A 22,892-nucleotide genomic window follows, 5' to 3' on the forward strand; every position below is an offset into this window, starting at 1 on the left:
TGCAACGGTGCAGTGGATGGGATTTCAGAGTTGGAGCATGACCTTGGCCGACGCCGAGGCGTCGCGGGCCACGGCGAAGGCGTTCACGGCGTCGGCCGCCGGGATCACGTGAGAGATCACCGCGTCGAAGCGGTCGGAGGCGGCGAGCAGTGCGATCGCGTCGTCGATCTCGGTGGAGAATCGGAAGGCGCCGATCAGGCTCACCTCCTTGGCCAGCATCGGTGACAGGTTGACGCCGATCTCGGCATTCGGCAGCATCCCGACCTGCACGACGGTGCCGGCGCGCCGGACGGCCCGCACCGCCTGGGTGACCGAGACGCCGACTCCAGAGCATTCGAAGACGACGTCGTAGGACTCGTTCTCGACGACGTCGCGGCCGACGAGTGCGGTTTCGTTGGCGCCAAGGGCGACTGCGCGTTCGAGCGGCTCTGCGCGCAGATCGGTGACGCCGATGTCGGCCGCTCCGGCTTCGGCCGCGGCGGCGACGACGAGCAGGCCAATCGGGCCGGCGCCGATCACCAGAACGCGACGACCGGCCAGCGCCGGGGCCAGATTGACGGCATGCAGCGCGACGGCGAGCGGCTCGGCCAGTGCCGCCCGCAAAAGGGGCAGGCCGGTGGGCAACGGCCGGATCATGTGGTCTTCGACGATCAGCAGTTCGGCGGCCCCGCCCTGGCGGTGCGGGAAAGTGGCTGCGCTGCCGAGGTAGTCGCCCCCGGGCCGCAGATGCGGGCGCTCTTGAAGGCCGGCCACCGGCGCTCCGTAACGCGCCGGGTGAACGGTTACCGGTGCACCTGCCGGGTATCGTCCGGACGGGTCGAAGTCGACGACCGCCGACAACTCGTGCCCTGGCGTGAAGGGTTCACGAACGACGTTCTCCCCGTTGGCCCCGTGGAAGTAGTAGTGCAGATCCGATCCGCAGATGCCGACGTAGCCGACGCGCAGCCGGACCTCACCGTCGGCCGGCTCCGGCTGGGAGCGATCCTCCCACCGGATGTCCTCTTTGCCGTGGATTGCAAGCGCTTTCATGACACTCTCCTGTTGTCGACCGCGTCGACGGCATCCCGCGCCGCGACGCGAATGCCGCTGCGGGCGATGAGTGCGACGAGGTCGGCGACCCGGTCGGCGAACGCGTCGTGTGCGACGAGGTCGTCGGGCAGGAATCCGCCACGCAGCACCGCCATCGCGTGCTCGCGGGGGCCAGCCGCCCCACGTGTCACCTCGGCGAGCCTTTCTCGCGCGGGTTCACGGATCTCGCCGGCGTAGGGGCCGGCGTCGACGCCGGCAGGCGGCGCGACCGACACGATCCAGCCGGCCACGGTCAGCGCCAGCAGATGGGGAATCTGCCCGTCGCGCAAGGCAATCAATGCGGGTTGCGGGACGCGCTGCAGCAGTTTGACCGAACCGTCGGTGCCGACCTGTGACGTCCGGTGCCCCAGTGCGGAGTTGGCCCACCGGTGTGACAGCGAGTCGACGTAGGCGTCGACGTCGAAGTCCCTCGGCAGGGTGATGGTCGGCAGGTACTCGTGCGTGATGCACGCCCGGACGGCGTCGCGAACGAACGGCTGCGCCCACGCGTCGGCGATGGTGCCGCGCCCGTCGAGGATTCCGAGGTAGGCGATCAGGGAGTGCGAACCGTTGAGCAGCCGGAGCTTGACGAGTTCGTAGGCTTCGACCTCGTCGCTGATGATCGCTCCGGCGCGATCCCAGGCAGGTCGGCCGGCGGCGAAGTCGTCCTCGAGCACCCACATGGTGAATTCCTCGGCGGGCACGGGGCAACGGTCGTCGACGCCGAGCAACTCGGCGACGTCGGTGACGGTGCCGCTCGTCGTCGAGGGCACGATGCGGTCGACCATCGAGTTGGGGAACGTGACGTGATCGCGCACGAAGGTCAGCACGTCCCCGGGAGCGGAGCTCGCGTGTAGGAACTCGGTGACGACGGCGCGGGTGACGTGTCCGTTCGACTGCAGGTTGTCGCACGACAGAACGGTCATCGGGGCGCCGTTCGCGGCGCGGACGGCGAGGCCGCGGGCGACGAGTCCGATAGTGCTGCGGGGGTTGGCGGGGTCGGCGAGATCGGCGCGGACGTCGTCGTCGTCGACGTCGAGGCGGCCGTTGCGCGGGGAGCGGCAGTAACCGACCTCGCTGACGGTCAGCGTCAGGATGCGGTTGGCCGGGGCGGCAACCGCGGCGACGAACGCATCGGGTTCGTCGGCGAGGACGCCGAGGCCGCGGTGGACGTCCACGACGGCGGCGCGTCGGCCCTGCTCCGAAAGTTCGAGGACGGAGTAGCGACCGTCCTGGGCACGCATCGCCGTCACCACGTCGTGGGACCGATTGGCGAAGCCGCTGATCCCCCATTCCCCGGGCTCGGCGGCCAGGGCTTGGGCGGTGTAGACAGCGGCGTGGGCACGGTGAAAGTTGCCGAGACCCAGGTGGACCATCCCCGTGGCGTCGCCTGCCGAAGCGCCCAATAGCGCGCCGGACGGCGTGGTCTGACGAGACAGTCTCGGCATCATTCCCCTTCAGGTCCCACAATCACTCGCGTTCCGTATTATGAACCGCGTGTATCGTTATGCGAACCACACTGACACGTGGTCATTCGGTGTGTCAAGCGTCACCATGTGGGTGTGCCAAGCTTTGAGTACGGCCGCAGAACGAAGGGGGACGCGATGACGAACGGCGACTCGCCGTCTCCGGTCGGCAGCGTGGACAAGGCCCTTGCCTTGGTCGAACTGTTGGCCGACGCCGGTCCCGAGGGGATGGCGCTCCGCGACGTGGTCGAGGCGAGCGGACTCAACAAGGCCTCCGCCCACCGAACCCTGCAGGCGCTGCAACACCGGGGCTTCGCCGAACAGGGCGACAATCAGCGCTACCGATTGGGTTCGCGCCCAGCACTTTTGGTCGAGCGGTTCCAGCGTGAAGAGAACCTGCCCACGTTGTTCCGCCCCACGCTGCTCGCCATCTGCCAAGAGGTCCAAGAACTGGTGCACCTGGGAATCCTCGAGGGCCGTGACGTCCTGTACCTGGACAAGGTGGAACCCGACAGGGCCATGCGCGTGTGGTCTCGGGTAGGCCGCCAGGTCAGCGTGCTCACCACCGCGCTCGGGCGGGCAATGGTGGCCGGCGAGGGCGCCTCTGACGCACAGCTGTCGGCGTACACCGCCGACGCGGAGCCCGTGGTGGTCGACAGGTTCCGCCGAGCGGTCGGCGAGGCGCGTCTCAGCGGCTTTGCCATGGAGCGCGAGGAGAACGAGTCCGGCATCTGCTGTGTGGGCGTGGCGCTGCGGCGACCCACCGGACGTCCCGTCGCGGTGAGCATCACCGGGCCGAGCAGCAGAATGGACGGCGAACGGCTCGACCGCCTCGGCCACCGTCTGCGGGAAGTGCTCAACGTGTCGGCGCCACCTGGGTTTTCGCTCGCGCCCGTCGGTTAAATCGGCGCCTCGGGGACTCGACTACCCAGCCGATTCGCGACACCATTGAGCTCGACACCTCACACCTGTCGTCGATCACCGAGCCCAGGTCCGTCGCGGCCCTCATCATGGCGGCCGCGGGCCGTTCCTGACCGGGGTGCCGCCTGCCCAATCGGCCTGCCGAACTTGATGTTCGGGCGCCCGTCCTCCAGCACCACCGTCGCCTCCACCTCGTACACCTCGGCGATCACCTCGGGTGTGAGGACGGCAGCCGGCGGTCCTGCCACGTGCACGCGGCCACCCCGGAGCACCACCAGTTCCTGGCAGTAGGTCGCCGCCAGGTTGAGGTCGTGCAGCGCCATCACCGTGGTGGTGTCGGCCGCGGCCACCAGTTCCAGCAGCTCGAGCTGGTGGCGGATGTCGAGGTGATTGGTCGGCTCGTCAAGCAGCAGCTCCGACGGCTCCTGCGCCAGTGCCCTGGCGATCTGCACGCGCTGTCGTTCGCCGCCGGACAGCGTCGAGTACCGCCGCTCCAGCAGGTCGGCGACACCCGTTGTGGCAGCGGCGGATTCGACAACATCTCGGTCCCGTGCCGACATCGGCGCCCACGCCGGCCGATGCGGGAGACGCCCGAGGTCCACCACGTCACGGACCGTCGGGTCCTGATCGGTGGCCGCATCCTGGTCCACCACCGCGAGCCGACGGGCGAGTCGGCGGCGACCGATGGCCGCGACGTCGAGGTCGTCGAGACGGACCACGCCCGACGAGGTGGCGCGCAACCCGGCCAACAACCTCAGCAGCGACGACTTGCCAGAGCCGTTCGGCCCGAGGAGGCCGACCGTGCTGCCGGTGGCGACGGAGACGTCGACGCCGTCGACGACGAGCTTGTCGCGGACTCGCCAGGAGACCCGATCGGCAGTCAGACTCACGCGCCCCTCCTGCGCCGAAGCAGGATGACCACGAACGCCGGCACCCCGACGATCGCCGTCGCCACCCCGACCGGCAGTTCCTGCGGGGCGATGACCAGGCGAGCCGCGGTGTCCACCCAGACCAGGAAGATCGCCCCGAGGATCGTCGCCGTCGGCACCAACACCCGGTGCCGTGTCCCCACCACGGCCCGTGCCGCATGCGGCAGGACGAGTCCGACGAAACCGATTGCGCCCGAGGTGGACACGATGACGGCGGTCACCAGCGCCGTCACCACCAGCAGGACCATCCTGGCCCTGGCCACCGACACCCCCAGCGAGGCGGCCGCGTCCTCGCCGAAGAGGAAGGCATCCAGCGTCGAGGCGAACGCCCAGCAGACCACCACCCCGAATGCCACCACCGCACCGCACAGCGCCACGTCACTCCATGACGCGCTGCTGAGCGACCCGAGCAACCAGAACAGCACGCCTCTGGTCTGCTCGGCGTCTGCCGAGGTGAAGACGATGAAGGACGTGAGCGCCGAGAACAACTGGGTGGCAGCGATTCCCGCCAAGATCATCCGGTCCATGCCGGTACCCGCCGCCACCGCGAGCACCAGCACCAGACCGAAGGCCACGACCGCCCCCACGAAGGCTCCGGCCGCCAGTCCTATGGCCCCCGCGCCGATTCCGAGCACGACGATCGACACGGCTCCCGTCGACGCGCCGGAGGCCACCCCGAGGATGAACGGATCGGCCAGCGGGTTCCTCAGCAGCGACTGCAGGATCACCCCGCACAGCGCAAGGCCTGCGCCACACGCCGCCGCCAGCAGCGCACGCGGCAACCGAAGATCCCAGATGATGCTCTGCTGCAACATCGTCAGCTGCGACCTCGGACCGCCGAGCCGCTCCAGCACCGCCGCATAGGCGTCTGCGGGCCCGAGGTCCGACGGTCCGATGGTGGTCGCCACGGCGACCGAGACGAGGAGGAGTACCACCCCGGCCGGCCACACGACGGCAAGCGGCGCGCGTCGACGCAATGACACCATTGGTCAGCGCGTCAAACCGTGTCTGCGCAGTCCGTCGGCCACGGCTTCCATGGCGTCGACGATGCGGATGCTGGGGTTGAGCTCGGCGCCAGCCAGCGCGATGTAGCGCTTGTTCTTGACCGCCGTCATCTCGCGGGTCACCGGATTCGACTCCAGGAACGCGATTTTCGCGGCGGCGTTCTCGGCGGTCTGACTCTTGCGGGTGAGGTCGCCCAGGATCAGAACGTCGGGGTTGCGTTGCGCCACGGTCTCCCAGCCGATTTGGGGCCAGTCCTCCCTGGCGTCGGAGAATGCGTTCGTCAGACCGAGGGTGCGCGAGATGATGCCGGGCCCTCCGCAACAACCGGCCAGATAGGGCGACTCGGCGTTGGCGAACCAGTACATTGCGGTCGTGCCGTCGGCGGTCTTGGTCCCCGACAGCCGCGCAACGCGGTCCTGCATGTCGGTGATGATCGCGTCGCCCCGGTCTCGACGGCCGACGAGTGCTGCCAGGTCGCGAATCTCCTGGTAGACGGCGTCGATTTCCAACGTGCTGGAGCGCGCTCCGTCCGAGCTGCCCGCCTCCTTCGTGCACTCGACGGCCGAGACGTAGGAGGGCACCCCCAGCTTCTCGAGGTTCTCGGGAGTGGTGACGCCGCCCGCGCCGAGCGTGTCCGGGAACGAGGCCGTGACCAGGTCGGGCTCGGCGTTCAACACCGCTTCGTACGACGGCGCGGTGTCTGCCAGCCGCTTGACCCCGGCGTTGGCGGCTTCCAAGGACGGCAGGATCGGATCGGTCCAGCCCGCGGTCCCGACCACGCGGTCGGCCACGCCCAGGGACAGCAGCATTTCGGTGCTGCCCTGGTTGAGGGACACGATCCGTTCGGGGGGCCGCTCCACCGTCACCGTGCGACCGCAGTCGTCGAGGGAGACGGGATAGCCGGTCTGCGTTGCGGCGGATGGTCGTTCGGCGGCCGGACTACAGCCGGCCAGTGCCACCGCCAGAAGAGAAGCCGCTATCGAAGCACGACGAGATGTGCGCATGACGAGCCTTTGCATCAGGGGTCCAGTCAGCGAGACCCGATGAGTAGCCTGCGGGGAGGACCGCAGGCGCCAGCAGGTCTTCGGACTCGGGGGTCGTCCTCCGCGGGCCGCCTTCCCGGAAGCGTCGCTTCCAGTGGCTCTCGACTGTCGAGTGGTCCGCCTCGTATCCCCATACCGCTGCGCGTCAGTCCCGGATTCTCACCGGGTTCCCTACTCCTCACGGAGGTGACTGGCGCCCACAGCTTAGCCACAGCGTCGGCCCTAGGACCGCGCCACGTCTCGGAACGCCTTCGCCGGCGCAAGTCACGTCACGGGGTGACGGTGTGCAGCTCCACGCCTAGGTCGGTGATCCGGCCGCTCGTTCGCTCGGGAAGCTGGTCGTCGGTGACGATCATGTCGAGCTTGGCAAGCGGGGCAACGTGGAACTTGGCGTTGGCGCCGTATTTCGTGCTGTCGGCCAACAGGATGCACTCCGAGCTGGCGGCCATGGCTGCTGTCTTGAGCTCGACCTTGTCCAGCGAGAAGGAACTCACGCCACGCGAGATGCTCCAGGCTCCGGTGCTCATGAAGAACAGGTCGAGGTTGATCGCGCCGAGCGTGTTGGCCGCGAGACGCCCGCTGCTGGAACCGCTGGAGCGGTCGACGATGCCACCCGTGTGAATGATCTCGACGTTGGGCAGGTCGAACAAGCTGGTGGCGATCAGGAAGTCGTTCGTGACGACGGTGAGATCCTTCTTGTCAGCCAGCAACGGGACGAGCGCTTGGCACGTCGTCCCGGCGTCCAGGTAGATCACCATGGCGTCGGCGATCACACCCGCCGCGAAGCGGGCAATGGCGGTCTTTCGAGGAAGTTCGAGGACCGCTCGGGACAGTCGCTCCCTCGGCGGTTCCGCGCCGATGGGACCGGCACTCGCCAATCGGACCCCTCCCTTGACCGAGACCACGCGTCCCTCCGCTTCCAGCGCGGCGATGTCTCGGCGCACCGTCATGTGGGACACACCCAGGTAGTCGGTCAGGATCCGCGTTCCGACGATTCCCTCGTCACGGAGTAGTTGCAACAGCTTCGCCTGCCGCTGTTCGGGGATCAGCGGCGTGCTGTGGCCTGCGGTCACGTTCGTCGCTCCTGTGCTCGGCATTGACTTCTTTGTGTGAATCGGCGTGAGCCAATGTTAACGGCGACCATCGGAATGTTGCCATATGTTAATCGGTGGGATACCGTGTGAATTTATGGGAAGTAAGTTGCATCACATGAAGGCCATCGACGAGACCGGCGCCATATTGATCGTCAGGCTCGACAACGCCAAGGACGCACTGGAGGTCTCTCGCGCCGCCGTCGACGGAGGCATTCGAGCGCTGGAGATAACGCTGTCGGTGCCCGGCGCCCTTCACGTCATCGAAACCCTCGCCGAGGAGTACCGCGACCAAGGAGTCCTGGTCGGCGCCGGAACCGTCCTCGACGAGCAATCCGCCTATCGGGCAATCGAAGTCGGTGCCCAGCTGCTCGTCAGCCCTCAACTGAACCCGGACATGATCGCCGTGGCCAACCGCTACCAGGCGATCTCGGTCAGCGGCGCGTTCACCCCGACCGAGATCGTCAACACCATCCAATGCGGTGCCGACATCGTCAAACTCTTTCCCGCCGAATTCGTCGGCCCCCGCTACGTCCAGACGGTGATGGCACCGTTGCCGCAGGTTCCCATCCTGCCCGCGGGTGGCGTCACCCCCGAGAACGTCGCGGACTGGTTCTCCGCAGGCGCCACCGCCGTCGGCGTTGGCAGCTTCGTCACCAAGGCCGCCGACGGCGGCACCGACTACCAGCGCGTCACCGAGGCGGCGAAGACGTTCCTCAGCGCCATCACGCGCGCCCGTTCCGCCTCCGACGACCACACGAACTAGCGCGCCTCCCACCAACGAAAGCTGACCATGACCACCTCCGACAACAGCGTCGACGTCGACACCTTGACCGAGCGGCCAGCAGGGCGTCACTCCCGATTACGGTGGGGATTCGTCGTGCTCATCGTCGTGGCCGGCGTCGTCAACTACCTCGACCGGAACACCCTCAGCATCGCCAACACGACGATCGCCGCGGATCTGGGCTTGAACACGATCCACATGGGCTTGTTGCTCTCGGCATTCTCGTGGCCGTACGCGATCGCCAACCTCCCCGCTGGGTACCTGGTCGACAAGTACGGCGCGAAGAAGATGTTCGCCTGGGCTGCCGCAATGTGGTCGGTCGTCACCATGCTCACGGCGACCGTCAGCTCGTTCGGGGTGCTCTACGCCATGCGGGTGGCACTTGGCATCGCCGAATCGCCGTTCTTCACCTCGGGCCTCAAGGTTTCCGAACGCTGGTACGCCAAAGACGAACGCTCCCTTCCGATTTCGATCATCAACACGGGGTCGCAGATCGCCAACGCGATCGCGCCACCCCTGCTGACGTTTCTCATGCTGACCATGACCTGGCGGGGCATGTTCCTCGTCGTGGGGGCCTTCGGCCTTCTGGTGGCGGCGGTGTGGGTGAAGGTCTACCGCGATCCCACCCTGCGCGAGGAGATCGCGATCAAGGGCGCCGAGGTCGACGACGACGCGGAGGTCACCGAAAAGGCCAGCTGGATGTCGCTGTTGCGCCAACCGAACACCTGGTTCATGGTCGTCGGTGCGTTCGGCGTGTTCTACATGGTCTGGGTCTACCTCACCTGGCTGCCCAGCTACCTACAGACGAGCCGCGGCTTCAGCTTGAAGGAAATCGGCTGGGTGGCGTCGCTGCCCTTCCTCTGCGGTGTTCTCGGCGTGCTGACCGGTGGATACGTGTCGTCCAGGCTGATCAAGCGCGGGGTGAAATCCCTCACCGCCCGCAAGATTCCCATCGTGGGGGGCGCGATCCTGGCAGCGGCGTCGGTCCTACCGGTGACCCAGATCCACAACATCGTCGTCGTCATCATCTTGCTCTGCGCCGGCTACTTCTTCGCGCAGGTACCGATCGGAGTCATCTGGACCCTTGCATCCGATCTTGCCGAGAGGCACCAGGTCGCCTCGCTGGGAGCGATTCAGAACTTCGGCGGCTTCGTCGGCGCGGCAACGGCGCCCATCGTCACCGGCGTCATCCTCGACGCCACGGGTGGAAACTACACGCTGGTCTTCCTCGTCGGCGGCATCCTGCTCCTGGTGGGCGGCGCCTCCTACGGAATCTTCGTCAAGGACCGGACGACCGCCACCGCGATCTGAAAGTCGATGCAGTGCAACGCTTCGGACATGAAAGAGAGTCGATGACACCAACGGCCTTCTTCGTCATCGGGCCCGCGGGATCGGGCAAGTCCACGGTCAGCAGGGCCATCGCCCACCGATACGGCGCCGCCTACCTCAACAAGGACACCCTGGCGACGACGTTCACCGAGTACATCCTGCACGCGAACGGATTCGACGAGAACGAACGCGACAACAACGAGTTCTATCAGAACGTCGTCATGCCCCTTGAGTACGAGACTCTGCTCAGAACCTGCGGCGACAACCTCCGCCTCGGGACTTCCGTCGTGCTAGACGCCCCATTCGGCCGCTACTTCGCCGATCGTGGATACCTCGAAACAGCGGCGCGGCAATATGATTGGCCAGATGCCGAACTCGTCGTCGTACACGTCAAGGCCGACGGTGACACGGTCTTCAACCGCGTCGTCGAGCGCCGCAACGGCCGAGACAACTGGAAGGTCGAGCACTGGGACGAGTTCTGGAAGACCCAGCACACCGAGTGCCTCTGGGACTCAGCTCATCATCTCGTCGTAGACAACGACGGTCCCGTGCTCGACCTGACGGCATTCGACCAGGCGGTCGCGGCCATCACGACGAAGCGGTAGCAGCCCGCGTCAGCCCGCACCCGCAGACTGGACATATGTCTGGTTTGGGAGTCTGCGAGGCGAGGTCTCGGTAGCGCACTTCGCCAAAGTGCGTTGGATCGTCCGCCAAACATCGCAATTTTCCGCGCCTTCTGCATCGGCTTGCCCAGGCGCGCAGGTCATGCATATTCTGGACACATGTCCAGTGGAGACTTGTCCGACGTTACCGAGCTAGAGGCTCGTCGGCACCGCCGGTCGCGCGCCGAGGCATCGACGAAGTTGATCGACGCGACGGTCGACCTGCTCCGCCAGTCCTCGATGGACGCCATCTCCGTCAACGAGGTGGCCGCCCGAGCTGGCGTACCGGCCACGACCGCAGCCCAGCTGTTCTCCTCCACCGACGAACTCGTCGTCGAAACCTGCCTCCGCCGGATCCGGGGCGTCGAGCTGAGCACCGACGCCAACCACGGCTCGCTCACCCGGGTGGCCGAGCAACTCAGCCACATGATGTTGGTCGTCGCCGAGGAACCGGCGATCGCGTCGGCCTGCGCGGCGGTCTTCCTCGACAGCGGACCGACCGCCGACCGAGCCCGCGAACAGATCGGCCTGGAGATCCGTCGACTGATCGCTTCTGCGGTCGGCCCAGGGTCGTGGCCCGAGGTGATCGCCACGCTCGAGTTGGTGTTCTCCGGAGCCCTCATTCAGGCGGCGGCCGGAACGATGACCTTTCAGCGAGCCGCGGACCGCGTCCAGACCGCCGTCGGCCTCATCCTCGAGGGCGTCCCGCAGCGCTGACCCCGCACGTCCTTCCTCCCCCATCCGAAAGGCCCGTCGACGTGGCGTACGTGATCACGCAGAACTGCTGCAAGGACGCCAGCTGTGTTCCGGTGTGTCCGGTGGACTGCATCCGACCCGTCGGCGGCGCCGGAGAATTCACCGACACCGAGATGCTCTACATCGATCCGGAGGCGTGCATCGATTGCGGCGCATGCATGGACGAGTGCCCCGTCGGCGCGGTCCACTACGAGGACGACCTCCCGGAGTCGTTGGCGCTCTTCAAGGACATCAACGCCGCGTACTTCGAGCGCCACCCACTCGAACCGGACACGTCGACGCCCGCACCCAAGCATCGCCCCGTGACACCGGGACGACTGCGGATCGCGGTCGTCGGCGCCGGTCCCGCAGCGTGCTACGCCGCAAGCGAATTGATCGCAGTCGACGGCGTCGAGGTCGACCTCTTCGAGCGGTTGCCGACCCCGTACGGACTCATCCGTGCGGGCGTCGCCCCCGACCACCAGCACACCAAATCCGTCGTCGACGTCTTCCAACGCTCCTTCGCCTCACCGCGTTTCAGAACCCACTTCAACGTCGAGGTCGGCCGCGACGTCACCCACGACGACCTGCTCGCCCACCATCACGCGGTGATCTACGCCGTCGGCGCCACCCGCACCCGTGATCTCGGGATTCCCGGCGAAGACCTGACGGGAAGTCATGCGGCGTCCGACTTCGTGGGCTGGTACAACGGCCATCCCGATCACGCCGGGCACGAGTTCGACCTGACCGGTAGGCGCGCAGTGATCGTCGGCAACGGAAACGTCGCCGTCGACGTCGCCCGCATCCTGCTGGCCACCCCCGAACACCTTGCCTCCACCGACGTCGCCCGTCACGCGCTGGAGTCGTTGCACCACAGCCAAATCGACGAAGTGGTCATCATGGGACGACGGGGGTTGCGCCACGCCGCCTTCTCCGTAGGCGAGTTCCTGGCACTGGGAAATCTGGACGGGGTCGACATCGTGATCGACGGTGACGACGACCTCGATGCCAGGCCAGACGACGACGTCGAAACCGCGACCAAGCTCGACATCGCCCGCGAGTACGCTGCTCGGCCGACGACACCGGGTAACAAACGAATCCTGTTCCGCTTTCTGGCGTCTCCAGTCGACGTCGTCGGCGAGCATCGCGTCGAGGGTGTCCACGTCGTCAGAAACAGCTCGGGTGAAGGCGGCGGCCTGGTGCTCGGAGATCCGGCGACCGACACCGAACTCGTCGAGACGGGGCTGGTATTGCGCTCGATCGGCTACCGCGGCTCCGAAATCGACGGCGTGGCGTGGGACTCGGCCGCCGGCGTCATTCCGAACGTGGCTGGTCGAGTCGTCGACGAGCAGCGCACGCCGGTTCCCGGGGTGTACGTGACCGGGTGGATCAAGCGTGGGCCGCGCGGGGTCATCGGCACCAACCGTACCTGCGCCGAGGAGACGGTCGCGTCCCTGCTCTCGAACTTCGACGACGGCATACTCGACCGAGAGGTTGGCAGTCGGGACGACCTGCTGCGCACCATGGCCGACCGCGGCGCAGAACCGGTGACCTGGTCGGGCTGGCGCGCCATCGACGCCGCTGAGCGCCAACTGGGAGAGGCGGAGTCGCGGCCCAGGGTGAAGCTCGTCGACGTCGACGAGCTGCTGGCCACGGTGCGCCGGAGCGCCACCGACCGCGACGGTGCCGACGTGGCGTCGGACGGCCGGGAGACCTAGCGAATGCCCAAGCGGCCCGGTACTTTTGGTGCCGAAACCGTCGCTCCAAAGTCTTACCACGCACCCGCGCTGCCCGAAGACCAACTTACGACCGACCGTCAACGCGAACGACGAGCACGAATCCTCGACGCCGCGGTCGAGGTTGCCGCCGTGGGTGGCTATGACCGCGTGCACGTCCGCGACATCGCCGACCGCGCCAAGGTATCGCTCGCGACGCTGTATCACTACTTTCCGTCGAAGGTGCACGTGCTCGTGTGGGCCCTGGATCGGGAACTGATGCGCTTCGACGACAGCCTGGGCCGGCACCTGGCGGAGATCACGGATCCGTTCGCCAGACTCCAGACGGTGGTGCGGCGCCTCGTCCACGCAATGGAGGACTCCGATCGCGTCACCGAGGCGCTCGCCCATGCCTACGTCGCCTCCAACGTCGTCGCCTCGGCCGAGGCGGAGATGATCAGAGTCGAGACCCGCGAGATGTTTGCGCACCTCATGAGCGGCGGGGCGACATCGGCGCTACACCGACAGACTGCCGACGTGCTCGCCGACGTGTGGACATCGGAAATGCTCGCGCTGGTACAGGGCCGAAGGACCTACCCCGAGATGCGCCGGCGGCTGCGCATCGTGATCGACCTGATCGCGCAGACGAACCCGGCTGGCTGACCCGGACCCGCCACGGCCGGGATCGTCGACCGGGGCGTCATCGGTCGCGCCCCGTCGCCCGCGACCTTGGCAACCGTGGCGAAGACCGACGACAAAACGAATACCGCTGACCGAGCTGAAACTACTGACGCTTCGACAACTTTGACCATCTGAGCTATCGGAAATGGTCGACTCACACCGGTTTTCAGCCGACCTTGCCAGGTAAACATGGCGTGTGCCATGCTATGGCCCGTGTCGTCCATACGTCCAGCGCCAGGGTGCCGAAGCCGACAGCTGGCCCGCGGTATGAGAACGGCGAGTGCCGGCCCTCATACGGCCGCGAACTCGTGACAACCGACGGCACCGACGACTTGCGAATGAGAAGACGCCGGTGACGGGCGGGGCACGAAATCACCAGATTGCGGTCAGGATCGCTGCCGCCGTTCTCGTCTCCTTGCTCACCGCAGCAGCGGTATTCACGTATCTGTCCTACACGGCTGCGTTCACGCCGACCGCCAACGTGACGGTGACCTCGCCGCGCGCAGGGCTACTCATGGAACCCGACGCGAAGGTGAAGTATCTGGGTGTCCAGGTCGGCAAGGTAGCCACCGTCGAGTACGACGGCGCCGACGCCAAGCTGACGCTGGCGATCCGCAGCGACCAGATGGACTTCATCCCGTCGAACTCGATCGTCAAGATCGCCAGTAACACGGTGTTCGGCGCGAAGGCCGTCGAGTTCGTGCCGCCGGATGCGCCGTCACCGGCCCCCCTGGCACCCGGTGCGCAGTTGCACGCAGGCTCGGTCTCCGTCGAAGTCAACACCCTGTTTCAAAGCCTGGTCAACACACTGCACAAGATCAACCCCGTGGAGCTCAACGCCACGCTGACCGCCGTCAGCACCGGATTGCGCAACAACGGCGACGACCTTGGCGCCACCTTGTCGGGCCTCAACACGTTTCTGACGCAACTGAATCCGACGCTGCCCACCCTGCAGAGCGACTTCCAGAAGACCGCCGAGGTGGCCAACGTCTATGCCGACGCCGCACCCGACCTGCTCACCGTCCTGGACAACACGCCAACCATCGCCAGGACGGTCGTGGACTCTCGTGACGACCTGAACGCCACCCTGCTCGCGGCGACAGGCCTGGCCGACAATGCCTACCAGACGGTGGCTCCCGCCGAGAACGACCTGATCGCGGCCTTCCAGCGGCTACGGGCCCCGCTGAAGGTGCTCGCGGACTACTCCCCCGAGTACGGCTGCGTCTTCAAGGCCATCTCGATCCTGGACCAGCGGTATGGACCCAGCCTCGGTGGCACCGTCCCCGGGTTGTTCGTCTCGGTGAGCTTCATCCCTGGATCGGCCCCGTACACCTACCCGGAGAGCCTGCCCATCGTCAACGCGTCGGGCGGTCCGAACTGTCGGGGATTGCCGATCCTGCCCACCAAACAAATCGGCGGTTCGTGGTACCACGCCCCGTTCCTGGTGACCGACAACGCATACGTCCCCTATCAACCGAACACCGAACTGCAATTCGACGGGCCGTCCACGCTGCAGTTCCTGTTCAACGGCGCCTACGCCGAGAGGGATGACTACTGATGTCGCAGAATCGCACTGGCCTCAAGGTGGCCGTCTTCACCGTGGTCATGCTGCTGGTCATGGCCGGTCTCGTCGTCACCTTTGGCAAGTTCCAATTCGGCTCAGGACGGGAATTCCACGCCCAGTTCGTATCGGTCTCTCGGCTCAAAACCGGTCAGGACGTCCGCATCTCGGGTGTCACCGTGGGAAGCGTCAAGGACATCGCCATCGCGGGCGATCACGTCGACGTCACCTTCGACGTGAACGACCGCTACCAGCTCTACACCTCCACTCACGCGGCGATCCGCTACGAGGACCTCGTCGGCAATCGATTTCTGGAAATCACCTCCGGACCCGGCGAATTGCGCAAGCTCCCCGTCGGCGCCACGATCCCGAAGACCAATACCCAGCCGGCCTTGGATCTCGACGCGTTACTAGGTGGGCTCCGGCCCGTCCTCAAGGGTCTCGACGGCGCAAAGGTCAACGAGGTGAGCAACGCGGTCATCGAGCTGTTGCAGGGCGACGGCGGGCCTCTGTCGGAGCTCCTCTCCAGCACGGGGTCGTTCACCCAAACCCTTTCGGCGCGTGACCAACTCATCGGCGACGTCATCACGAACCTCAACACGGTGATCGGCACCGTCGACGCGAAGAGCTCACAGCTCGACACGAGCATCGACCAACTCCAACAACTCATCACGACCCTCGACAAGGGTCGGGACCCCATCGCGGGCGCAATCGAACCCTTGGCGTCGACTCAAGCGGACCTGACCGAGCTGCTCACCACGTCTCGGCGCCCGCTGCAGGGCGTGATCGAGAACCTTCGTCCGCTGGCCACCACACTGGACGACCGCAAGGCCGACGTGAACAAGGTCGTCGACCGGATGCCCGAGAATTACGCCCGGCTGGCGTCCCTGGGAGCCTACGGCTCCTTCTTCAACATCTTCTTCTGCGCAATCAAGTTCAAGGTGAACGGCCCGGCAGGAAGCGACATCATCCTGCCCGCCGCCTCCCCCGTCGACCCGACGAGAGGACGCTGTGCCTTCACGAACTAAGGGCCCGGATGGAGAACGAGATCCGTTGCGGTTCGGCATCTTCGGCATCGCCATCATCGTCTGTTCGATGTTGGTGTCCTTTGGCTACGCGGACTTGCCGTTCTGGCCCCGCGGCCGCCAATATCAGGCGTACTTCACCAACGCCGCCGGCATCGTGACCGGCAACGACGTCCAGATCTACGGCTACAGCGTCGGCAAGGTCACCGCCGTGGCGTTGGAGAACCGCTCGGCCAAGGTAAGTTTCATCGTCGACCGCGACCTGCGCGTCGGCGATCAGTCCACCGTGGCCATCAAGTCCGACACCGTTCTCGGTCAAAAGGCTCTTGAGGTCACACCGGCCGGCACCGGGGTGGTGACGTCGATCCCGTTGGGCCGCACAACAACCCCCTATTCGCTGAGCACCGCTCTGCAAGACCTGGGACGCAACGTCGGCGATCTGGACAAGCCACGACTGGTCGAGGCGCTGGGCGTGCTGACCGACACCCTGCACGACGCGACTCCGCAGCTGCGCGGCGCGCTCACCGGCGTGACCGCCCTGTCGAAGAGCATCAACGACCGCGACGAACAAGTCCAACAACTCCTGGCCCACGCCAAGACCGTCTCAGACGTGCTGGCGCGCCGCTCCGGACAAATGAATCAGCTGATCGTCGAGGGCAACCAACTGTTCGCCGCACTGTCGGAGAAGCGCCAGTCCCTTGGCATTCTGATCTCCGGCATCGACGACCTGGCGCGGCAGATCTCCGGTTTCGTCTCCGACAACCGCAAGGAGTTCGGACCCGCACTGACGAAGCTGAACCTGGTGCTGAACAACCTCGAAACCCGACGCGCGCAGATCGACGACTCGCTACGACGGCTGCCGTCCTTTGCCTCACAACTGGGTGAGGTCGTCGGATCTGGTCCAGGGTTTAGTGCCAACGTCTACGGCGTTCCTCCCCCGCAAATCACCGGGATGGCCTTGGACGCCTACTTCCAACCCGGCAAGCTGCCCGACAGCCTCGCCGACTTCCTCCGCGGATTCATCACCGACCGCGCCGTCATCAGGCCGAAGTCGCCATGAGCGCCGTCATGAACTCGACGTGGCGCTCGCGGCTGCGCAACGTCGCCCTCGTCACCATGGTCGTGATGATTGGCGTGGGTGCGTACTTGGTGTGGCCTCGGCCAAACCCAGTACGAATTCAGGCGTACTTCCCGTCCGCCGTCGGGTTGTATCCGGGCGACGAGGTCAAGGTCGCCGGTGTCCCCGTGGGCACGATCGACTCGATCGAACCCTCACCGGGGCACACCACGGTGCGCATGTCCGTCGGCGGCGGAGTGCAGGTTCCCGCCGACGCGCAGGCGCTCCTGGTCGCACCGAACCTCGTCTCGGCCCGCTTCATCGAACTGACCCCGGTGTACTCCGACGGCGCGGTCATGGCCAGCGGAGCGGTGATCGGCGTCGACCGCACCGCGGTGCCCGTCGAGTGGGACGACGTAAAGGACCAGTTGACCCAACTCAGTGCGCAACTCGGCCCGCAGCCCGGTTCGCTTCAGGGCCCGCTGACGTCGTTCGTCAACCAGGCCGCCGACACCTTCGACGGGAACGGGGACTCATTCAGGCAAGCCGTGCGCGAATTGTCCCAGACCGCAGGACGGCTCGGAGATTCACGCACGGACTTGCTGGGAACGGTCAAGAACCTCCACACGTTGGTCGACGCCCTGTCCAACAGCAACGAAGAGATCGTGGCGTTCTCCAGTCATGTCGCGTCGGTGTCTCAGGTCCTCGCCGACAGCTCGACGGATCTCGACGCCTCGCTGGACACCCTCAACCACGCGCTGACCGACATCCGCGGGTTCCTCAAGGACAACAACGACACCCTCGTCGCACAGGTCGACAAACTGACCAGGTTCACCACACTGCTCGACGACCACAGCGAGGACATCGAACAAATCCTGCACGTCGCACCGCACGCCCTGCAGAACTTCTACAACATCTACAACCCCGCCCAGGGGTCGGTGTCGGGCATCTTGACCATCCCGTCCTTCTCCAACCCCGTGCAGCTGCTCTGCGGCTCCATCGAGACCGGTGCGACGCCGGACTACTTCAAGCGGGCCGAGATCTGCCGTCAGCGGATGGCACCGGTGCTCCAGCGACTCACCGCGAACTATCCCCCAATCCTGTTGCACCCCATCACCAGCATCACCGCCTACAAGGGGCAGGTCCTCTACGACACCCCCGAGACCGAGGCAAAGTCCAAAACCCCAGTGTCGCAACTGCAGTGGACGCCGCTACCCGGGGTAACTCCTCCGACGGTGTCCCCCGACGGTGACGTGTCCAGCCTGATGTTGCCGCCCGCACCGGAAGAAGCTCCGGCAGCACCACCCGGCGAACCGGGGCCACCGGCCCCAGGACCCGTGCCCGACCCCACACCCGTCGCCCCGGCACCACTGCCGTCCAACACATCTGGAGGCGGTTGATGATCAGCTCTCGAATGGTTCGTACGTCGTCGGCGGTCGCGGCGTCGGCGCTCCTGGCCACCGGCTGCCAGTTCAGCGGCGTCAACTCCCTGGACATGCCGGGCACCGCGGGTCACGGCTCGGGTTCGTTCGTCGTCACCGTCGAACTCCCCAGCGTGTCGAGTTTGCCGCAGAACTCTCCGGTCAAGGTCGACGACGTCACCGTCGGCAGCGTCTCCGGTGTGGAGGCCGTGCAGCGCAGTGACGGCACGTTCTTCGCCGCAGTGCAGTTGTCACTCGCAGCGCAGGTCGACCTACCCGCCAATCCGGTTGTGCGGGTGGCCCAAACGTCGCTGCTAGGTTCCCAGCACATCGAGCTCACCGCACCCGACACCGTTCCCCCGCAAGGTCACCTGACCAACGGTTCGCGCGTTCCGATCAGCCAAGCGGCCAGCTACCCGACCACCGAAGAGACGCTGTCCTCACTCGGCATCGTGGTGAGCAAGGGCAATCTCGGTGCGATACAGGACATCACCGACGAGCTGTACGCCGCAGTGGTCGGGCGGGCCGGACAATTCGACGGGCTGATTCCCCGCCTCGCCGAGCTCGCCGCATCTGTCGACCGCCAGACCGCAGACATCATCGCCGCCGCCGAAGGCGTGAACCGCGTCGCACACACTCTCGCTGCCGGCAACGACAAACTCGCCCGCGCCCTCGACGCCCTGCCCGGCGCCTTGACGGTGCTCAACGCCAACGCCGACAACGTAGTCACCGCGTTCACCGCTCTCAAACGACTCTCCGAGGTGACCTCTCGGGTGCTCTCCCAAACCAAGACCGATGTCGCCGCCGACCTCAAGGACGCCTACCCCGTGGTCAAGGCCTTCGCCGACAGCGCGAACGATCTGGTCGACTCGCTGCCCTACCTCCCGACCTACCCCCTGCCGGGCACCTACCTCAACCAAGCGGTCCGCGGTGACTTCCTCAACGCCTTCGTCACCATCGACCTCACACTGCGTCGCCTCGGCGAGACGGTGCTGACCACATCCCCGTTCGACCCGAACATGAAGCACCTCAACGAAGTCGTCAATCCCCCCGACTTCCTCACCGGCGCCATGGCCAACCTCTCCGGTCAAGCCGCCGACCCCTTCACCATCCCACCCAGCACGGGAGGACCCGGCCAATGATGACCCGGCTGGTGCGCTGGCAACTCACGATCTTCAGCATCGTCACCGCCATCTCGATGACGCTGATTGCGCTGTTCTACCTCAAGATCCCCGACGCGCTCGGCATCGGAAGTTACAAGGTGACGGCCAATTTCGCCGCCACCGGCGGGCTGTACCAAAACGCCAACGTCACCTACCGCGGCACCACCATCGGCAGGGTGACCGACGTGTCGCTGGCTCGCAGTGGCGGCGTCGACGCCGTCCTCCGCCTGGACAGCGCCACCCCGGTACCGGCCGCGTCGACCGCCACGGTCAAGAGCGCCTCGGCCATCGGCGAACAGTACGTCGAACTCATCCCCATCCCCGGGGCGGACACCTCACCCCTGCACGACGGTTCACGCATCAGCCGCGACCACACCGCCCTGAGCCAAGACGTCGCAGGCATGCTGAAGGAAGCCGAGAAACTCGTCGACTCCATCAGCGAAAGCCGACTCCGCGACCTGCTGCGCGAGACGTTCAAGGCCTTCGACGGCTCGGGACCCGATCTCGCCCGCCTGATCGAATCCTCCCGCCTGCTCGTCGACGAAGCCAACGCCCACACCCCCGAGACCATCGCCCTCATCGACCAAGCCGGCCCGTTCCTGGACTCCCAAACCCGCAGCGGCGACGACATCAAGAGCTTCGCCGACGGTTTGGCACGGTTCACCGGCAACGTGCGCAACGCCGACCCCCAAGTACGCACGCTGCTGCAAACCGCCCCCGGCGCGGCCGACACCGCGAGCGCCGCCTTCTCCGGGATCCAGGTCTCCTTCCCCATGTTGGCGGCCAACCTGGCCAATTTCGGACGCATCGGCGTCATCTATCACAAGTCCATCGAACAAGCTCTCGTCATCTTCCCCGCCCTGACCGCCGCACTGACGACCATCGCCAACCAGGAGCCCCTCGACGAAGGCGCCAAGACGGACTTCAAGCTCAATCTCGGTGATCCGCCGCCATGTTCGGTCGGATACATCCCGCCGGCACAGATCCGAAGTCCTGCCGACGAGACTCTTCGTGAAGTGCCGCAAGGGATGTACTGCAAGGTCGCCCAGAACGACGCCACCGTCGTTCGCGGCGCACGCAATTACCCGTGCATGGAATTCCCTGGCAAGCGCGCACCCACGGTGCAGTTGTGCCGTGACCCTCAGGGGTACGTGCCGCTGGGCACCAATCCCTGGCGGGGGCCGACGGTGCCCTACGGCACCCCCGTAACCGACCCCCGAATGACCCTGCCACAGAACAAATATCCGTTCATTCCGCCGGATGCCGACTACGATCCGGGGCCGCCGGTGGTCAATCTGCCGCCAGGCGTTCCGCCAGGACCCGGTCCCGCTCTCACACCGCCCTACCCGGTGCAAGTACCTCCGAACACGCCTGGGCCACAACCCCCGCCCCTGCCGTTCCGTGCTCCACCCGATCAGACGGTGCCACCATACGGACAGCAGCCACCACCGGCCCCCGCCGATGCGTCGCCACCCCTGTTGCCTGCCGAAACCCAACAGCCACCTGCCACCGCAGCACCGGCGAGCTACGACGAGAAGTCCGGCGCCTTCCTCGACCCGACCGGCGGGATCAGCGTCTACGCCGCGGGCGCATCGGCAATTCATCCCGCCGAGAGCTGGGTGGAACTCATGCTGGACCCGCGCCCGTCGTAGCCCACAACGAACACATCGAGAACCGTTCTGACACCGGCGATGGCCATCGGCTCAGTGATGTGCGTCTAGCAGGCCGGCAATCGCGGCCTGTGCATCCTTGGTGTCCAACGGCAGTGTGGCGAACATTTCGGCGATCATCATGGCAACCGGTGTCGTCCACAACAGCATCCCAAGCGCAGCGCCATGGCCACCATCGGTGTCAGTGTCGAAACGCTGCGTCAACCCCGCAAGGGCGGCACCCAGGCGCTCGACGTGCTTGCTGCCGAACCCCTTGCGCAAGTCCTTGGTCGCGATCAATATCTCCAGGCCCGCCATCGCCTTTGGATTTGCGAAGGCGTCCCACGTCGCCCGCACGAGGTCTTCGGTGCTGGAGACTACGGCAGGGTCGGACAGCACCTCGAGCGACGCGATCAAGCGGTCGACGGCGTCTTCGATCACCGCTGTCAACAGGCCGTCACGGTCTCCGAAGTGGTGCTGGATGACACCCCAGCTGACACCGGCCCGCTCGATGATGTGCCGGGCGCTGGCGGCCGAAAAACCCTCTTCGCGAATGCAGCGCACGGTTTCGTCGATGAGCATTTCACGGGTTCGGTCTCCGCGCTCCTGCCGACCGGTGGCCGGTCGGCGGGGCGAAGTGCGCCTGCCCGGCGTCACCGTCGCAGTCCGTCCGGCCCAGCGTGTTTCGTCATCCCCGCCAGCTTATGACACAGCTAGCCGTGGGCGCGCTTACCTGGGACAACCGAAGGTTCAACACCTTGCGACAAAAACATGGCATGTGCAATGCTATGAGCCGTGCACATGCATTTCGGCAGGACACACCCATGACCGAGACGATCAGCCCCGGCAACGCGGAACTTCCGGCCAATGCCGGATTCACCTCGCTCCAAAAGTCGCTCTTCGGCGTCCTTGCGCTCTTCTTCGTCGTGAACGCATTCTTCTGGTTCCTGGAGTACCGGGTCGGGGTCTCCCACGAAGTGGCCTCGACGACACTGGTCATCTGCGTGGTGGGCGTGTTCGTGACAGCGCTCGCGCTGCCGTGGCTGCCGCTTCCTGGCCGACGTGACCACACGAAGTCCGACCGGCTGGCCGCGATGATCGTCACCTGGGTCTTCATCGCCCTCATCCCCCGGTTCATCTGGGAGCTGCCATGGCTGCTGTTCTTCGACCAGATCAGGGCAGGCGTCGAGAGCGGCGCAGCTTGGAGCTACATGTGGTCACCCATCCTGCTCGGTGGCGATGCGCGCTACCTCAACGGTGACCCTCTCATCGTCGTCTTGGAATGGGTTGCCCTGTTCGTCGGACTGTTCGAGGCATACGCGATGGTGCAGTTCTTCCGAAATGGCAAGAGGTTCACCAACACTCAACTCGGATTCATCATGGGCGGAATGATCGTGGAGGTCACTCTGCCGGCGGTGTACTTCGGAGTCGAGATCGCCAACAATCTCGAAAGCATGTCGAGTCCGGTGCAGATGTGGGTCAAGTTCGTGGTGATAAACGTGCTGTGGTGCACCATGCCGCTCGTCACCTTCTTCTGGGGTGTCCGCAGACTGGCGAGCCAGGACCTCGCCGTGAAGTTCTAGACAA

The 22,892-nt window shown here is 66.0% G+C and carries 21 protein-coding genes and 1 riboswitch; of the genes, 14 read left to right on the forward strand and 7 right to left on the reverse strand.

Translation table 11 applies throughout. The features are described from left to right. Window positions 1–24: 24 nt before the first annotated feature. Window positions 25–1,029, reverse strand: coding sequence for a zinc-binding dehydrogenase (locus tag B1790_RS13505; protein WP_079923684.1), 1,005 nt, complete (start codon window positions 1,027–1,029; stop codon window positions 25–27). Beyond that, on the reverse strand, window positions 1,026–2,516 hold the full coding sequence (locus tag B1790_RS13510; protein ID WP_233165096.1) for a mannitol dehydrogenase family protein: 1,491 nt from the start codon (window positions 2,514–2,516) through the stop codon (window positions 1,026–1,028). The genes B1790_RS13505 and B1790_RS13510 overlap by 4 nt, the downstream gene beginning before the upstream one ends. A gap of 156 nt (window positions 2,517–2,672) precedes the next feature. Here B1790_RS13510 and B1790_RS13515 point away from each other — a divergent pair, with 156 nt between their 5' ends. Then, complete coding sequence (locus B1790_RS13515) at window positions 2,673–3,437, forward strand: IclR family transcriptional regulator (RefSeq protein WP_079923686.1); 765 nt, start codon at window positions 2,673–2,675, stop codon at window positions 3,435–3,437. A 59-nt stretch (window positions 3,438–3,496) separates the two neighbouring features. Here B1790_RS13515 and B1790_RS13520 read toward each other — a convergent pair whose 3' ends face one another. From B1790_RS13520 to B1790_RS13535, 4 genes are all read right to left on the reverse strand, one after another. Then, entirely contained in the window at window positions 3,497–4,345 is an 849-nt protein-coding gene (locus B1790_RS13520) for an ABC transporter ATP-binding protein (RefSeq protein WP_079923687.1), read from the reverse strand. Continuing rightward, on the reverse strand, window positions 4,342–5,370 hold the full coding sequence (locus B1790_RS13525) for an iron ABC transporter permease (RefSeq protein ID WP_079923688.1): 1,029 nt from the start codon (window positions 5,368–5,370) through the stop codon (window positions 4,342–4,344). Before B1790_RS13525 ends, B1790_RS13520 begins: the two co-directional genes overlap by 4 nt. 3 nt (window positions 5,371–5,373) lie before the next feature. Further along, window positions 5,374–6,348 (reverse strand): ABC transporter substrate-binding protein, encoded by a 975-nt coding sequence (locus B1790_RS13530; RefSeq protein WP_369832344.1) that lies wholly within the window; start codon window positions 6,346–6,348, stop codon window positions 5,374–5,376. 98 nt (window positions 6,349–6,446) lie between these two features. Then, window positions 6,447–6,642, reverse strand: a riboswitch (cobalamin riboswitch). A gap of 59 nt (window positions 6,643–6,701) precedes the next feature. After that, window positions 6,702–7,505 carry a DeoR/GlpR family DNA-binding transcription regulator gene (locus B1790_RS13535; protein WP_198951993.1) on the reverse strand — a complete coding sequence of 268 codons (804 nt, stop codon included), beginning with the start codon at window positions 7,503–7,505 and terminating at the stop codon, window positions 6,702–6,704. Between the two features lie 115 nt (window positions 7,506–7,620). Here B1790_RS13535 and B1790_RS13540 point away from each other — a divergent pair, with 115 nt between their 5' ends. The 12 genes from B1790_RS13540 (at window position 7,621) to B1790_RS13595 (ending at window position 21,308) form a co-directional block, all read left to right on the forward strand. Further along, window positions 7,621–8,289 carry a bifunctional 4-hydroxy-2-oxoglutarate aldolase/2-dehydro-3-deoxy-phosphogluconate aldolase gene (locus B1790_RS13540; RefSeq protein ID WP_079923691.1) on the forward strand — a complete coding sequence of 223 codons (669 nt, stop codon included), beginning with the start codon at window positions 7,621–7,623 and terminating at the stop codon, window positions 8,287–8,289. A gap of 27 nt (window positions 8,290–8,316) precedes the next feature. Then, the gene (locus tag B1790_RS13545) at window positions 8,317–9,618 is read left to right on the forward strand and encodes an MFS transporter (protein WP_079923692.1); all 1,302 of its coding nucleotides are present in this window, start codon (window positions 8,317–8,319) and stop codon (window positions 9,616–9,618) included. Window positions 9,619–9,659: 41 nt separating this feature from the next. Then, on the forward strand, window positions 9,660–10,241 hold the full coding sequence (locus B1790_RS13550) for an AAA family ATPase (RefSeq protein WP_079923693.1): 582 nt from the start codon (window positions 9,660–9,662) through the stop codon (window positions 10,239–10,241). A gap of 177 nt (window positions 10,242–10,418) precedes the next feature. Next, a complete protein-coding gene (locus B1790_RS13555; protein WP_079923694.1) occupies window positions 10,419–11,015 on the forward strand; it encodes a TetR/AcrR family transcriptional regulator in 597 nt (198 codons plus the stop codon). Window positions 11,016–11,056: 41 nt separating this feature from the next. Beyond that, the gene (locus tag B1790_RS13560) at window positions 11,057–12,751 is read left to right on the forward strand and encodes an FAD-dependent oxidoreductase (protein WP_079923695.1); all 1,695 of its coding nucleotides are present in this window, start codon (window positions 11,057–11,059) and stop codon (window positions 12,749–12,751) included. 3 nt (window positions 12,752–12,754) lie between these two features. Next, window positions 12,755–13,411, forward strand: coding sequence for a TetR/AcrR family transcriptional regulator (locus tag B1790_RS13565; RefSeq protein ID WP_079923696.1), 657 nt, complete (start codon window positions 12,755–12,757; stop codon window positions 13,409–13,411). A 370-nt stretch (window positions 13,412–13,781) separates the two neighbouring features. After that, window positions 13,782–14,987, forward strand: coding sequence for an MCE family protein (locus B1790_RS13570; RefSeq protein ID WP_079923697.1), 1,206 nt, complete (start codon window positions 13,782–13,784; stop codon window positions 14,985–14,987). Further along, window positions 14,987–16,018 carry an MCE family protein gene (locus tag B1790_RS13575; RefSeq protein ID WP_079923698.1) on the forward strand — a complete coding sequence of 344 codons (1,032 nt, stop codon included), beginning with the start codon at window positions 14,987–14,989 and terminating at the stop codon, window positions 16,016–16,018. Before B1790_RS13570 ends, B1790_RS13575 begins: the two co-directional genes overlap by 1 nt. Window positions 16,019–16,085: 67 nt before the next feature. Next, the gene (locus B1790_RS13580; RefSeq protein ID WP_079923768.1) at window positions 16,086–17,075 is read left to right on the forward strand and encodes an MCE family protein; all 990 of its coding nucleotides are present in this window, start codon (window positions 16,086–16,088) and stop codon (window positions 17,073–17,075) included. Continuing rightward, a complete protein-coding gene (locus B1790_RS13585; RefSeq protein ID WP_079923699.1) occupies window positions 17,072–18,472 on the forward strand; it encodes an MCE family protein in 1,401 nt (466 codons plus the stop codon). The genes B1790_RS13580 and B1790_RS13585 overlap by 4 nt, the downstream gene beginning before the upstream one ends. Next, window positions 18,472–19,635: an MCE family protein gene (locus B1790_RS13590; RefSeq protein WP_233165097.1), complete on the forward strand. Its 1,164-nt coding sequence runs from the start codon at window positions 18,472–18,474 to the stop codon at window positions 19,633–19,635. The genes B1790_RS13585 and B1790_RS13590 overlap by 1 nt, the downstream gene beginning before the upstream one ends. Further along, window positions 19,632–21,308, forward strand: coding sequence for an MCE family protein (locus B1790_RS13595; RefSeq protein WP_079923701.1), 1,677 nt, complete (start codon window positions 19,632–19,634; stop codon window positions 21,306–21,308). The genes B1790_RS13590 and B1790_RS13595 overlap by 4 nt, the downstream gene beginning before the upstream one ends. 51 nt (window positions 21,309–21,359) lie before the next feature. Here the strand turns inward: B1790_RS13595 and B1790_RS13600 are convergent, their stop codons facing one another. Further along, complete coding sequence (locus tag B1790_RS13600; protein WP_079923702.1) at window positions 21,360–21,887, reverse strand: TetR/AcrR family transcriptional regulator; 528 nt, start codon at window positions 21,885–21,887, stop codon at window positions 21,360–21,362. 242 nt (window positions 21,888–22,129) lie between these two features. Here B1790_RS13600 and B1790_RS13605 point away from each other — a divergent pair, with 242 nt between their 5' ends. After that, window positions 22,130–22,888, forward strand: a complete 759-nt coding sequence (locus tag B1790_RS13605; protein WP_079923703.1) for a hypothetical protein — start codon at window positions 22,130–22,132, stop codon at window positions 22,886–22,888. Window positions 22,889–22,892: the final 4 nt, after the last annotated feature.

The sequence above is a fragment of the Mycobacterium sp. AT1 genome, assembly GCF_002043095.1.
Taxonomy (GTDB): domain Bacteria; phylum Actinomycetota; class Actinomycetes; order Mycobacteriales; family Mycobacteriaceae; genus Mycobacterium.

Excerpts from the sequence above, each read along its gene's own strand:
- B1790_RS13605 (WP_079923703.1), top strand. The coding sequence starts at position 22,130 with ATGACCGAGACGATCAGCCCCGGCAACGCGGAACTTCCGGCCAATGCC.
- B1790_RS13505 (WP_079923684.1), bottom strand. The coding sequence starts at position 1,029 with ATGAAAGCGCTTGCAATCCACGGCAAAGAGGACATCCGGTGGGAGGAT.
- B1790_RS13525 (WP_079923688.1), bottom strand. The coding sequence starts at position 5,370 with ATGGTGTCATTGCGTCGACGCGCGCCGCTTGCCGTCGTGTGGCCGGCC.
- B1790_RS13555 (WP_079923694.1), top strand. The coding sequence starts at position 10,419 with ATGTCCAGTGGAGACTTGTCCGACGTTACCGAGCTAGAGGCTCGTCGG.
- B1790_RS13540 (WP_079923691.1), top strand. The coding sequence starts at position 7,621 with ATGGGAAGTAAGTTGCATCACATGAAGGCCATCGACGAGACCGGCGCC.
- B1790_RS13595 (WP_079923701.1), top strand. The coding sequence starts at position 19,632 with ATGATGACCCGGCTGGTGCGCTGGCAACTCACGATCTTCAGCATCGTC.
- B1790_RS13575 (WP_079923698.1), top strand. The coding sequence starts at position 14,987 with ATGTCGCAGAATCGCACTGGCCTCAAGGTGGCCGTCTTCACCGTGGTC.
- B1790_RS13590 (WP_233165097.1), top strand. The coding sequence starts at position 18,472 with ATGATCAGCTCTCGAATGGTTCGTACGTCGTCGGCGGTCGCGGCGTCG.
- B1790_RS13585 (WP_079923699.1), top strand. The coding sequence starts at position 17,072 with ATGAGCGCCGTCATGAACTCGACGTGGCGCTCGCGGCTGCGCAACGTC.
- B1790_RS13550 (WP_079923693.1), top strand. The coding sequence starts at position 9,660 with ATGACACCAACGGCCTTCTTCGTCATCGGGCCCGCGGGATCGGGCAAG.
- B1790_RS13580 (WP_079923768.1), top strand. The coding sequence starts at position 16,086 with ATGTTGGTGTCCTTTGGCTACGCGGACTTGCCGTTCTGGCCCCGCGGC.
- B1790_RS13565 (WP_079923696.1), top strand. The coding sequence starts at position 12,755 with ATGCCCAAGCGGCCCGGTACTTTTGGTGCCGAAACCGTCGCTCCAAAG.
- B1790_RS13545 (WP_079923692.1), top strand. The coding sequence starts at position 8,317 with ATGACCACCTCCGACAACAGCGTCGACGTCGACACCTTGACCGAGCGG.
- B1790_RS13515 (WP_079923686.1), top strand. The coding sequence starts at position 2,673 with ATGACGAACGGCGACTCGCCGTCTCCGGTCGGCAGCGTGGACAAGGCC.
- B1790_RS13600 (WP_079923702.1), bottom strand. The coding sequence starts at position 21,887 with ATGCTCATCGACGAAACCGTGCGCTGCATTCGCGAAGAGGGTTTTTCG.
- B1790_RS13510 (WP_233165096.1), bottom strand. The coding sequence starts at position 2,516 with ATGCCGAGACTGTCTCGTCAGACCACGCCGTCCGGCGCGCTATTGGGC.